Origin of the sequence: Providencia rustigianii DSM 4541, from assembly GCF_000156395.1 — a bacterium.
GTDB lineage: Bacteria > Pseudomonadota > Gammaproteobacteria > Enterobacterales > Enterobacteriaceae > Providencia > Providencia rustigianii.
In genome coordinates this window covers 226,570-239,884 of record NZ_GG703819.1, presented here as the reverse complement: position 1 = coordinate 239,884, position 13,315 = coordinate 226,570, and the positions used below count along the sequence as shown (strand labels likewise).

At 37.5% G+C, this 13,315-nt stretch carries 9 protein-coding genes and 4 pseudogenes; 8 read left to right on the top strand and 5 right to left on the bottom strand.

What is annotated here, in order from left to right; translation table 11 throughout:
- The first annotated feature begins 46 nt into the window (after positions 1-46).
- The gene (locus tag PROVRUST_RS11030; protein ID WP_006814889.1) at positions 47-283 is read left to right on the top strand and encodes a helix-turn-helix domain-containing protein; all 237 of its coding nucleotides are present in this window, start codon (positions 47-49) and stop codon (positions 281-283) included.
- A gap of 182 nt (positions 284-465) precedes the next feature.
- On the opposite strand, the pseudogene PROVRUST_RS19760 reads toward PROVRUST_RS11030, so the two are convergent.
- A pseudogene (locus PROVRUST_RS19760) lies at positions 466-603 on the bottom strand (integrase); the annotation flags it as partial.
- A gap of 185 nt (positions 604-788) precedes the next feature.
- Here PROVRUST_RS19760 and PROVRUST_RS11025 point away from each other — a divergent pair.
- The gene (locus PROVRUST_RS11025; protein WP_006814888.1) at positions 789-1,784 is read left to right on the top strand and encodes a YbgA family protein; all 996 of its coding nucleotides are present in this window, start codon (positions 789-791) and stop codon (positions 1,782-1,784) included.
- Between the two features lie 370 nt (positions 1,785-2,154).
- Here PROVRUST_RS11025 and PROVRUST_RS11020 read toward each other — a convergent pair.
- Positions 2,155-3,305 (bottom strand): annotated as a pseudogene (locus PROVRUST_RS11020) (IS3 family transposase).
- 209 nt (positions 3,306-3,514) lie between these two features.
- On the opposite strand from PROVRUST_RS11020, the pseudogene PROVRUST_RS19305 reads away from it, so the two are divergent.
- The 6 genes and pseudogenes from PROVRUST_RS19305 to PROVRUST_RS10975 all read left to right on the top strand — a co-directional run bounded on the left by PROVRUST_RS19305 (position 3,515) and on the right by PROVRUST_RS10975 (position 11,529).
- Positions 3,515-4,747 (top strand): annotated as a pseudogene (locus PROVRUST_RS19305) (IS3 family transposase).
- A gap of 1,293 nt (positions 4,748-6,040) precedes the next feature.
- Positions 6,041-6,634, top strand: coding sequence for a fimbrial protein (locus tag PROVRUST_RS10995; protein WP_039855103.1), 594 nt, complete (start codon positions 6,041-6,043; stop codon positions 6,632-6,634).
- A 71-nt stretch (positions 6,635-6,705) separates the two neighbouring features.
- Positions 6,706-7,407 carry a fimbrial biogenesis chaperone gene (locus PROVRUST_RS10990; protein WP_006814879.1) on the top strand — a complete coding sequence of 234 codons (702 nt, stop codon included), beginning with the start codon at positions 6,706-6,708 and terminating at the stop codon, positions 7,405-7,407.
- Between the two features lie 9 nt (positions 7,408-7,416).
- Complete coding sequence (locus tag PROVRUST_RS10985) at positions 7,417-9,900, top strand: fimbria/pilus outer membrane usher protein (RefSeq protein ID WP_039855101.1); 2,484 nt, start codon at positions 7,417-7,419, stop codon at positions 9,898-9,900.
- Complete coding sequence (locus tag PROVRUST_RS10980) at positions 9,891-10,898, top strand: fimbrial protein (RefSeq protein WP_006814877.1); 1,008 nt, start codon at positions 9,891-9,893, stop codon at positions 10,896-10,898. The genes PROVRUST_RS10985 and PROVRUST_RS10980 overlap by 10 nt, the downstream gene beginning before the upstream one ends.
- A gap of 13 nt (positions 10,899-10,911) precedes the next feature.
- Positions 10,912-11,529: a fimbrial protein gene (locus PROVRUST_RS10975; RefSeq protein WP_039855100.1), complete on the top strand. Its 618-nt coding sequence runs from the start codon at positions 10,912-10,914 to the stop codon at positions 11,527-11,529.
- A gap of 136 nt (positions 11,530-11,665) precedes the next feature.
- Here PROVRUST_RS10975 and PROVRUST_RS10970 read toward each other — a convergent pair whose 3' ends face one another.
- The 3 genes and pseudogenes from PROVRUST_RS10970 to PROVRUST_RS19300 all read right to left on the bottom strand — a co-directional run.
- Positions 11,666-11,986 carry a helix-turn-helix domain-containing protein gene (locus PROVRUST_RS10970; RefSeq protein WP_006814875.1) on the bottom strand — a complete coding sequence of 107 codons (321 nt, stop codon included), beginning with the start codon at positions 11,984-11,986 and terminating at the stop codon, positions 11,666-11,668.
- A gap of 307 nt (positions 11,987-12,293) precedes the next feature.
- Entirely contained in the window at positions 12,294-12,437 is a 144-nt protein-coding gene (locus PROVRUST_RS20535) for a hypothetical protein (protein WP_232062832.1), read from the bottom strand.
- A 688-nt stretch (positions 12,438-13,125) separates the two neighbouring features.
- Positions 13,126-13,314: pseudogene (locus PROVRUST_RS19300) on the bottom strand (IS110 family transposase); the annotation flags it as partial.
- Position 13,315: the final 1 nt, after the last annotated feature.

The following is a 13,315-nucleotide window of genomic DNA, read 5'->3' as shown; positions in this document are numbered from 1 at the left end:
CATAAAACATTTAATGTCATATAGCATATAGATAGGTTTAAATGATATGAGAAATATTAATGCTGTATTAGGTGAGTTTTTTAGGAGTAAACGTATTTCTGAATCATTGACGGGAATAGAAGTTGCGAAAAAAATGAGCGTCAGCCAACAACAAATATCCCGATATGAAAGAGGGGTATGCTGTCTTTCAATTGAAACAATACTTCGTTATTGCGAGGTGTTGGATATATCGCCAAAAGAGTTAATGGTTACTCTATTTCCGTCAGAAAAAGATTATCTTTGAATATTGGTTCGACTGATATTTGTTTTCAGATTATCAGCGGGATGTTCACTCGATTTAATATTTTCTATTCAGGTAGAGCAGAGAAAATGAGATACACAATAGGCGCTAAGTTTTTGATGATAATATTATTATTTATATTCCCGATTGGTTACTTTTTAGACTGGACCCTTAGATCTCCAGTCTACCAACACACCACAGAATTCGGCACGCTTTAAAGCCGCATTGACGGTTTGACTGTTCATTGGTTGGGTAGGCTTGATACGGCTTGGGAAGATAAACTCCCGATGACTACTGAGTGGTTTCATTAGCTCTAGAATAGCCTAAGAATGACTACAACGTCAGCAGTTTATGAGTCTCACTTCAGAGGGGCTTTTTTGTTTGTTTTATTAGAGTGTGGAGTAGTGATTTATAAAGCTAGTAAATAAAGTGCAATGTTACTAATATGAATTCAATTATTATTATAAATCAATTTCGTATATAAGTGATTTCATATAAGGTGGCAATAATGGTTAATCTTCTTACCTCTAGTGATATAAGCAATACATCAGATAAAAAAATCACTGTAGGTATTAGCTCATGCTTATTGGGTGATAGCGTTAGATTTGATGGTGGTCATAAGCGCTTTCACTTTGCTGTAGATGAGTTATCAGATTATTTCGAATACCAACAAGCATGCCCGGAAATGGCGATTGGTTTACCAACACCTAGACCTGCATTGAGGCTAGTTAAATCTGACGAAAATAGCGTTAGACTCAAATTCAGCGATGGTCGTGAAGGCGATTTAACTGAAGAGATGCTTCAGTTTTCGACTGACTATTTGAGTAGGCTTTCAGATTTAAGTGGTTATATTGTATGTAAAAACTCACCTAGCTGTGGCTTGGAAAGGGTTCGAGTATATGATTCAGTTGGCAATGGTAATAAAAAGTCTGGAATGGGGCTTTTTACTGAACAATTACTCAAAGCAATGCCTTGGTTGCCTGTTGAGGAAGATGGCAGGTTAAGCGATCCTCATATTCGAGAAAATTTTATTATACGGGTATTTGCTCTTCATGAGCTAAATGAACTAAAGAAAAACGCCTTCAATCGGCACTCATTAATCGACTTTCATACTCGATATAAGCTCCTTTTATTGGCGCATTCACAGCCTCTTTATCGAGAACTTGGTCGTTTTGTTGCTAGTAACAATGAATGGGATTCAATCGACTCTTATTTTGATGAGTATCGAAATAAGTTTATGAATTTATTACAACACCAAGCGACTAGGCGCAATCACACTAATGTGCTTATGCATATCCAAGGTTACTTTAAACGTTATCTGACATCAAACCAAAGGCAAGCATTGAGTAAGTTAATCCTCGAATACCGCCAAGGAACACAGCCTTTATTGGCTCCATTAACATTAATTACGCACTATTTATCTGAGTACCCTGATAACTATTTGAATAATCAAAAATATTTCCATCCTTATCCTCAGTCATTAAGACTGCGATATGGGTTATGATATTAAAAATAATTCTCAGAATTTCAAAGTTATTCATATGATTGGTTCTTCCAGTCATATGAATATTGAACCTAAAAGCTATGTGAGCGTATAACTGTCGGGATGAACGAAATCATCCATATTTACATAAGTCACCTAGCGAGGATTTTTCATATGCAACCTCAGTTAATCAAATCAATACTATTGCAAAAATAATTGGATTGATAATAAGTTGGCTATCAATATTATTTATTTAGAAAAGTTATTGATGATGAATGTGTGGTGTCTTAAGCGAAATCAACGCTTTTATGGTGAGAGTGAAAATTAAATTTGCTATCTCAGTGTTTGTATGGATTAATCAAGTCATCGGTTTGTGTTCTGCACAACAAAATCAGGACACTTTTCTTAAAGAATTTTGTTCATACTCAATGGGGGACAGATAACCGTTGGCAGTATGAAGCCTTTCTAGGTTGTAATAGGGCATATCTGCGGTAACATCTTCTTTCATCTGTTTCCGAGTCGGCTGTGGGATTTTCAGTACCCAATTGTGTTTTAAACTGCCAAAAAATCGTTCTACAACGGCGTTATCCTAACAGGCTCCAACATCGCCCATGCTTGCTCGAATACCATAGCTTGTTAGCAAGCGGCTATATCGCTTACTCGTATATTGAGAGCCTCTATCACTATGAAAGACTAAGCCTTTTTCGGGATGGTGTAAGTTATACGCTTTCATCAAGGCTTTACTAACTAAATCTGCCGTCATTCGTTTATCGATGTGCCAACCCACAATACGGCATGAGTATAAGTCCATCACGATGGCTAAATACATCCATCCTTCCCCTGTTTTTAAATAGGTCACATCATCTGCCCACACTTCGTTAGTGTGCGTGAGGATTAAAATTTTGATTGAGCAAATTATCGGCTACGGCATCACTGTGTTTGCGTTTTGTGGTGACTTTGTAAGCAACGCGCTGAGTGACAACTAGGCCAAGCTGAGCCATTAGCTTTTGAACGCCATAAGCACTCACGCTAAAGCCCTCTTTACATAACCGTTTACGTAACGTTCTGTAACCTAAGCTATTTCGACTCTCTCCAAAGATGGCTTTGGCTTTACGGTACAGACTAAATTGTTCTGCAGTGATCAACTTTGCTGGGCGTTTAAGCCACGTATAGTAGGCAGAACGACTTATTGTCATTAACTTGCAGAGCTTCATCACGGGAAATTGTGAAGATAATTGCTTAATCGTTTTAAACGCTCTTGGTTTCCTTTAGCAGGAGGGCGCTGGCTTTTTTTAAGATCTCTTTCTCCATCCTAAGTTCTTTATTTTTCTTTCGAAGCCTTAATAGCTCAGCTCTTTCATCAGAATTCATGCTGCTACCAGATTGCTCAGCATCGAATTTTGCTTTTCAGTTATAAAGTAATTGATCGGTGATCCCTAAAGAATCTGCCGCTTTTGGCAAGCTATAACCTTGCTCGGTGACTAATGCGACCGCCTCTTGCTTAAACTCAGCGGTATAAAACCTATTTGTTCGTTTTTTCATTTAACACCTCAATAATTGGATTATATTCCATTATTAAAGTGTCCTGTTTGATTAAAGCAGATCATAGGTTTGGTTACAGAATAAACTATACATAAAACGGTAAGAGGCCTTGCTCTCATAGACTGGCCCCTTAGATCTCCAGACAGTTGGTATCACTTAAATTAGTGATAATCTTAATACTAGTTTTTAGACTAGTTCTTGGAGATAACATGATCGAGATATTAGGTCCTGAACGTAGAAAACGTCGTTCTCCGCAAGAAAAAATGGCGATTGTTCAGCAAAGCTTTGAGTCGGGTATGAGTGTTTCCATGGTTGCCCGCCAACATGGCATAGCAGCAAGCCAGCTTTTCCTTTGGCGTAAACAGTATCAAGAAGGAAGCCTGACTGCAGTGACAGCAGGTGAACACGTTGTTCCTGCCTCTGAGCTAGCCTCAGCAATAAAGCAAATTAAAGAGCTACAGCGTTTACTCGGCAAAAAAACAATGGAAAATGAACTTCTTAAAGAAGCTGTCGAGTATGGCCGTGAAAAAAAGTGGATAGCGCTCGCGCCCTTATTACCCCAGGATTGAAAATTAGCTTAGTGAGCGAAACCTTACTTGTGTCACGAGCGCAGTTATAAGTTCTAGCAAAACGAAAAAGTGATTGGAAAGATAAACGAGGACGACGCCCTCAAGATGATAGCGATGCGCTTGCTCGTATACATAAAGTCATTGATAAGCTGCCGACGTATGGCTATCGCCGCGTCTGGGCGATGTTACGTCGGCAATCTGAGAATGAAGGTATCGCGATGATTAATGCCGAACGTGTTTACCGAATCATGAAGCAATCCGCATTATTGTTGGAACGTAAACCCGCAATCCCAGTCTCGAAACGAGCTCATACAGGAAAAGTGGCGGTGAATGAAAGCAATCAACGTTGGTGTTCAGATGGTTTTGAGTTTCGATGTGATGATGGTGAAAAACTACGCGTCACATTCGCTTTAGGCTGTTGTGATCGCGAAGCTCTTCATTGGGCAGCCAGCCAGTACGGGAGGCTTCGACAGTGAAACCGTGCAAGATGTCATGTTAGGCGCTGTGGAGCATCGCTTCGGTAACGAGTTCCCCTCAAAGTCAGTTGAGTGGTTGACAGACAACGGTTCAGCATATCGAGCCCATGAAACACGGAGGTTCGCTAAACAAGTCGGCCTATCACCGAGACATACGGCGGTACGGAGTCCACAAAGTAATGGAATAGCAGAAAGCTTTGTAAAAATCATGAAGCGTGACTACATAAGTCTCATGTCAAAACCGAACGGATTAACGGCAGTGAAGAATCTTGCGGCAGCCTTCGAGCATTATAATGAATGGCATCCCCACAGTGCACTGGGTTATCGTTCACCGCGAGAGTACCTGCGGCGTAGAACCCATAATGAAATAAGTGATAAAAAGTGTCTGGAAATATAGGGTCAAATACATCTCATTTTTGGAGATTATGGATGATCAAGATGTGACGTATATTTTATGTTATGGCCTAAATTAAATGTATTTTATATGGCTATTTTGACAATTAACGACTACATTTTTAGATAGATTATAATTTGTTTATGCTGCTCAATCTTTTTTTGAATGTCTATTTTTTTTGGTGAAATAATACGCGGTTTATGCTCATTATGCTCATTATGTGAGTTTTAGGAGTATTCTTAAGGTCGTCTGGCGTATTACAGTTAGTTGCTCATACTCTAGAATTAAATTATTTTTTAATATTAGTAATCAAATAGTTACACTTTAAAATTAATTTGAACAAATAAAATCCAATCAAGTAAAACTGAAGGCTAGTTAAATTAATTGATAAAATTCACTAACAAAAAGAGTAGAAAATGATTATTTTAAATAAAGCATTTTTACGCATAGCAAGAGATAAAATTGCGGATTAAAAAGAATTTTTGAAATGATGTATTTTTAAAATAAATAATTCTGCTATTTAGTTGGTTGTAATTAAGGTTAAATTCTAATTGTAGCATTTAAAATGGTTATTTTCTCTGTAAGCATTGTTTTTGCATCTACAAGTACAAGAATACTCCTTTTGCGCGTCATGAGTCAAAATGTGATGTGTATACATTATATAATAAATGAATTGATAAGTATCACTAATCTTGAGTTGGCAAAATTATAAAATAAATTTATTTTAATTGATTCGTTACTGTACGAATTAGACTAGGATTTATGGTGAATATATAAATTTAGTGTATCTATGTAATATTTTGATGCTCTTATTTGGAGTTATATTGGTAGGTTTGCTTTTTATAATCTATCAAATTAAGTTCATTTTTTAATATTAGTCCTTCCCTTAATACAGATATTAAATTATTAATTTAATATATTATCGTAATTCGTGTAATTTGGTGAGTTTAATCAATCAGTAACATTGTATAAACGAAGTTTTTTGATAGTTTATAGCTATCAAAAGGATTCGTGTCTGATAATAAAAACGATTTAAGTTAATTTAAGTTTTGGTGTATGATCTGTTCGAAATCATATAGACCACGTTATGATTATTAATTCAAAAATGGACTCATTGAGATAGAGCAATATTATTAATTAAACTATTACCAGATGTTAAATTATATCGAATGATTTGTGTATAACCATATTTAATGTATGGTCTGATCCCTGCGTTAATTATTTATTAAATAATAGTGTGATACTAAATAAGTTCTTTTAAATGTAATAATAAAACCTTCATACTAGGAAATGACAATGAAAAAAGTATTATTGACAGCAGTTGCTACTGCAATTATTGGTGCATCATCTGCTTTCGCTGCAACTGAAAATGCAGGCGGTGGTCAAGTTAATTTTTATGGTAAAGTGACAGACGTTTCTTGTACTGTTTCAGTTGATGGTCAAGGTAGTGATGCTAAAGTTTATTTGGCGCCAGTTTCAGTAAAAGAAGTTCAAGAAGCAGGTGCAAATACTTATTTAAAAGCAAAACCATTTGTTATTGATGTAACACAATGTCAAGGTGTTAACGATAATACCGCTTTAAACGTTAACTGGACTGGTGGTAACGTATTAAATGGTGCTTCAGGTATTAATGCTGGTTATTTAGCTAACACTATTACTGGTGCTGCGGATGGAGCTGAAAATATACAATTAGTTTTAGCAACAGATGCTAGCTCTAAGTTAGAAAATAAAATCGATCCTAATAGTGCAAAGCAACCTAAAGCAACAACAACTGAAATTACTGACGGTAGCCGTTTCACTTATTTCGTAGGATATGCAACTTCAACGCCTAAAGATGTTACATCTGGTATCGTAGAAAGTTATGCAACTTACGAAATTACTTACGAATAATATTTATTTATTTCAAAAGTAATATTTATCTAAGCGGTAGTTATTACTGCCGCTTTTATCTAGAGGTTCAAATGAAAGCAATTGTTTTATTCTTCTGCTTCGTTTTCAGTACATCTTCATTAGCGAATAATATTATTGTTAACGGCACGCGATTTATTTATCCTGGAAATGAAAAAGAAATTACCGTGCAATTAAATAATACGGCGGATAGGCCAGCGGTCGCACAAGCATGGTTAGACACTGGTGATGCATCGGAAACTCCAGATACAATAAAAACACCATTTCAAATTACACCTCCAATATCCCGTCTGGATGCAAAAGGTGGTCAAACACTACGCATTAAATTGATGGATAAAAATGGGATCCCACAAGATAAGGAAAGTTTGTGGTGGCTGAATATCTTAGATATTCCACCAACAGTAAAAACAGCAGGAAAGGAAGATCAAAACTTCTTACAGCTAGCAATTCGTTCTCGATTTAAATTTATCTATCGCCCTGTTGGGTTAGGTAGTCGCGAATTAGCACCAGAACAATTAGTTGTGAATGCTAATGGCAATAATCTGACTATTAATAATCCTACGCCATTTTTTATTACCATTACAAAAATTTCAACCGATGGCAAAAATGGATTAACGGATAAGGCGGTAATGTTAGCACCTAAAAGTCAAACGTCAGTGGTATTGAAAAAAGCAATTAGAGCAGGTGAAAGTGTTGTTTTGAACAATATCAATGATTACGGTGCGGATATAGCAGTAAAAACGACTGCTAAATAGGATAGAAAAATGAAACAGCGAGAGTTAATAAATAAATATAGCAATACACTCTCTGTGACCTGCTTCGTCACCGTATGTATGATGCCAACATTTTATGCATGGAGTGCTGAAGGCACAACCTACGAATTTAATAGTGGGTTCATAGTAGGCAGCAAAGATAATGTTGATTTAGAACGCTTCAACACGACTGCAATCAGTGAAGGTAAGTACTCTGTTGATGTATATACTAACGGTAATTGGAAAGGTCGCTATGATTTAAATGTTGTTCAGCAAAAAGATGGCAAATTAGGTGTCTGTTATACACCCGCTATGTTGAGTAATTTTGGCGTTAATTCAGAAAAATTAAATCCGCAATTGAATGCGCAAGAGTCTACTTGTTCCCCGTTGAATGAGTGGAATGCAATGAAGGACGTAAACGATACTTTCAGTTCTTCGAACCTACGTCTAGATATTTCAGTTCCACAAATTTACGAGCAGCGTTTATCACGTGGTTATGTCGCTCCGCAATTTTGGGAAAAAGGTATTCCTGCGTTAAATTTAGCGTATATGGCCAATTATTATGATAGCCATACTAGCGGTTCTCAAGGTCAAAATGATGCCAGTGCTTATTTAGGACTTAATGCAGGTTTATCGGTTGATGGCTGGTTACTAAAACATATTGGTAATTTAAGTTGGCAGCGTTCAGGAAGTACGAGTTGGAACAGTAACCAAACCTATCTGCAAAAACCGATTGCTGATATCAAATCAAAAGTGACTGCCGGCCAGTTTTATACGGATGGTGATCTTTTTGACAGTATTGGATTACGCGGCGCAAGAATTGCTACTGATGACAGCATGTATCCAGATGGAATGACATCATATGCACCCGAAATTCGTGGTGTCGCACAAAGTAATGCATTGGTGACTGTTAGTCAGAACGGTTCCATTATTTATCAAACCTCAGTACCGCCAGGACCATTTGTATTGAACGATGTTTATCCATCGGGTTACGGTAATGATTTAAATGTTACGGTGAAAGAAGCAGATGGTAGTGAAAGTAGCTTTAGCGTGCCTTATTCATCGTTAGCACAACTGTTACGCCCAGGGTTTACTCGTTATCAAGTCGCTGCGGGGAAATCAGATACTGATGGTTTGCATAATCGCCCGTATATTGTGCAGGGAACAATTCAACATGGCTTAAATAATACCTTTTCACTCTATGGTGGTGTGACTGCGTTTGATGATTATCAAGCCTATTTAATTGGGACGGGTGTAAATACGGGTATTGGTGCTGTTGCAGTTGACGTTACACAATCACGAACAGCATTAAAACACCGTACTGATAATGGTCAAAGTTACCGAGTAACGTTTAACCGTTTAATTACTGAAACAGATACGAATATCTCGCTAGCTGCATATCGTTATTCAACGAAAGATTACTTCAACGTAAACGATGCATTATATGCAATTGATTATGATAAACGTGGTATTGCAAATAACAGATGGCGCGAAAAGAATGGTTTTAGCTATACGGTAAACCAAAATCTGCCTGAAGGGTTTGGGGGACTTTATTTTACTGGGCGTATCTCTAGTTATTGGGAACGTTCAGGAACGGAAAAGCAATATCAATTTAGCTACAACAATCAATTTCAACGAGTTTCTTATTCTATTAACTTTATGCGTGTTTATTCGGACAATAATAATGGAAAGAAAGATGACCGTATTAGCTTAAATATTAATCTTCCCCTTTATTATGGCGATAGCCGAAGCACGACACTAACATCAAATACAACGTTTAATAACGAAAAATTTGGCTCTACTCAGCTTGGGGTTAATGGTGCATTTGATGACGAAAATAACTGGACTTACGGGCTCAACACTGCGGCAGCAAATGGTGGTGAGTATAGTGTTGCAATGAACACTGGTTATCGTTCACCGTATGTTAATACCAATGCTAACTACAGCCAAGGCGAAGGCTATAGGCAATATGGCTTAGGCGCTAACGGCTCTGTCGTTATACATTCGGGCGGTGTGGTTCTTACACCAAATACGTCTGCGACGATGGCTTTGATTGAAGCCGAAGGGGCTGAAGGGGCATCAATTACAAGTGCGCCGGGTGTGCGGGTGAATAAGGGGGGTTATGCTTTAGCACCTTATGTTAGACCTTATCGCATCAACAATATTGAAATTGACCCTAAAGGGAGCCCTGAAGATATTGTGTTTAATAATACCTCCGAACAAGTGGTTCCATATGAAGGCAGTATTGTTAAAGTAAAATTTGGCACAAAAGTTGAGCGCAATCGTACCTTTAATGTTGTACGTCTCGATAAAAAACCAATGCCATTCGGCGCTGAAGTGACTAACCAGCAAGGCGAATCAATTGGTGTAGTTGGACAAGGCGGTACAGTATTTATTAGTAATGAAGAAGCAAAAAATGCTTATGTGAAATGGGATAACGGTCAGTGCGTATTTTCTCTGGAAGCCGGAACCAGTAAGGATAGTATATGTCGATAAATGTGATTTTACGTAATGGGATAGCGCTGGCGGCAGTGCTATCAAGTATACCTGCATATGCAACCTGTACAAGAAACATGAGTGTTGCCGCAGAGCGTATTGACATGCAGTTTGGCCGTGTAGTTGTTTCTCCGGATTTAGATGTTGGTAGCGTGATCCAATCAAAAACTTGGTCAATGGAAGAAACGGGTAAATATTGGGCTAAATGTTATGGCGGAACTCTTCTTGATGCGGTAGTGACGGCATCAGGAGTAACGGAAGGGGCTGATAAAGTTTATAACACTAACGTTCCTGGTATTGGATTACGTTTTAAAAGGATGGGAGCAGTATCAATGACCTATCCTGATAAATTTAAAGTTAAAGGAAATAGTCAGGACCAAGTAAACGTATATTTAGCAGGTTCAACCTTTAGTTTAGAAATTATCAAAACGGCAGAAAATACGGGCTCAGGGCGCATAACTCAAGGGGAGTACACCCGTTATGGGTATAACCCTAAAACGGTTGAGCCTGCAATCATTACCTATTTATCAGCGGATGCTATTACCATCGTGTCACCCTCTTGTAAAATTACCACAGGTAAAAATCAAGATGTGATCTTACCGCCGGTGAACCGTACAGAGTTTAGAGGTGTAGGAACAACGACTGGTGAAAAACAATTCCCAATTAATTTACTTTGCAATGGTGGGATCAGCATTTCCCCTGATTCTTTTGCCGTGAATATGACCTTTGGTGGAACAAAAGCACCTAATACCCCAATAAATAAAGGTGTATTAGATAATGCGGCAAAAAATTCTATGGCTCAGGGGATTGGTGTTCAAGTACTAACGGATAAGAACAAAGAGTTAGAATGGGGCAAAATTTATAAGGTCGGTGAGTTAACTAGCGCGCAAGATAAAGAAATTCGTATGAATTATATCGCTCGTTATTATCAGTTTGGCTCAAAAATTTCTGCCGGTGAAGTCGAAGCTAAAATGTTATTCAATATTACTTATGACTAACAGGGGATACCTAATGAAAAACTGGTTACTGATAATGCTCCTGTTTGTGTTGAGCTGTGCAAATGCTACCGCTGCGTTGGAAGCAAATTATGATGAAGGTCTGGTCAATTTCGCAGGGAAAGTCGTTGATATTTCTTGTGAGATTTCAGTTAACGATCAAGGTAGTGATGCGAATATTTATCTAGCTCCCATTTCATTATTTGAAATTCATAATAGTGAAGGCGGGGCTTATATGAAGCCTAAAATGTTTACCATTAAACTATCACAGTGCCAATCGATTAGTCATAATGGTGAAGTCGTTGACGCTGATTTAAATAAAATTAGTGTAGCGTGGTCAAATGGTTACTTGGTACCTAAAACTAATTTTGAAACATCAGGGTTGCTAAAAAATATGTTAGCAGATGGAGCTCAAAATATTAATTTTGCACTATCGATTAATAATAATACAACGTTAGATGCAGATAATAAGATTGTGCCTGCTGATCCTGCTCAGCTTAAAATCATTCCTAAAGTTTCCGATAATAAGGATGCTATATTTCAATATTATATCGGGTATACAACAGGATCCCCTAAAACGGTGACAACAGGTTTAATGGCAAGTTATGCCACTTATGAAGTACAGTATAATTAAAAATATTTAATTTAAAATAAATAAAACACTTCTAATGTATAGTTAGGAGTGTTTTTTATTTTTATATTTTATTTCAAATTTTGACAGTATGATTGTATGGTTCAAAAAGAGTAATGAAAACTATGGTAATTTTAAATCAAATATTAAATTGCATTTTATTATGGACGATAACGCTTTCTGCTGTATATTTTAACTCTTGATTTTTGATACCCATATTACTATCTTGAATTGAATAATCCTCATCAGAAATACAGCCTTGAAAGAACCAGTCTATGGGGCACTTTAAGGCGACAGCTATACTAACTAGATGATTTAAAGGTATTTTGTTGATTCCGTTTTCATAGCGAGATATTTGCTGTTGGCTAATATTTAATATTTTGGCCAAACCAGCACCCGAGAGTCCTAATTCTTTTCGCCTGGCTTTTATCTTGATTCCAATAAAATAATGAATGTCCATGTGACACCCTCGATTGATAAAGGGATTATAGTGAATGCTAATATATAATAAGATTATACAATATATAAAATATTAAAAAAACAATTAATTTCAATATCGACAATATTTAATTTGTGTATGTCTGATAGAGAATGAGTAATTTTTTTATTTGGAATCATTTACATATGTAATAGTGAGTGCGTATTTTCATGAATGGAGACCACCCAATAACATCCATTGTTGATCAGCTGTTCGTTTAGCGACCCAGAATTGTTCTTTTCCTGATGTGGGCTGATAGTTGATAGACTTGGACGTTCTATCAGGTTGCTCATAAATCTGAAGCATATTGGCAGGAGCTGAGCTCAACACAATCTCGATAAGTTGGTTTAGTTTGTTCGCCGTAATAAATTCCCAACGTGACGACAGCAATAATTCCCACGAAAGGAAGGCTATTTAATGCGCGATGTTTCATTGAAAGATAACCTCCTATGGTCAATGTGTTTTCCTTGGCTGTAAGCATCCAGCCACACTTTTTTGTTAATACGGGATAAGCGGTAATAGGTATCGAGAAGGCCGTCTTCACAATCGCCAGTCGAAGTACTGAACAGTTGATTGGTTTGACTATCAATCACTTCGGCAATCATAAAGGCGCATTTAGCGCCCAGATTCACTGTGCTCGTGACGACATAACGCCCTCGAGGTAATCATCAACACGACAATCCTTATCGGCAATCGCTAGGTTATTACACATTGGTGTAAAACCACTTTTATCGATGGCGGTATCAAATACATTCGTGTTAAAGGCGCTCGCGGTAAAATTGAGGCAAAAAGTCATGAAAATGAATACGTATTTAATCATGATTTATTATATGAACGCATCCCGTTTGCAACAGCATTCATTGTTTTGACATTGACGGGTAGGTTGCAGCTTTATATCCGACTTTTTGCAGCCATAAAGCTGCGAGCCCCTATGTAATTCGCTGACTCACAACTCATTTCCTCTGCGAGCTTCAAGCTCAAAAAATCATTCAGGTTTAATGAGTCCCGGTTTTACCTGTCTTTGTCATCACGCTGGCCACCAGAGCAACTTTTCAGTATTCACCCTTTTTTAAGCGTTAATGTTTATCAGTGTCAGCGATTAATACGGTCTGATACTGATATGATCGGTGACACATGACGAATGCTTTTACAAAACGGCCTTGCAATAACCGCACTTCATGACCCTGTTTTTTCAACTCACGCACCCAGTGCTGTGAGCCTCCATGGGCCTCCATGCCAATCAGGCAAGGTTCCCGGTTACTAAAGAACGTCAGAAAATCCTGACAACGGATCTGTTTATCAAACACTTCA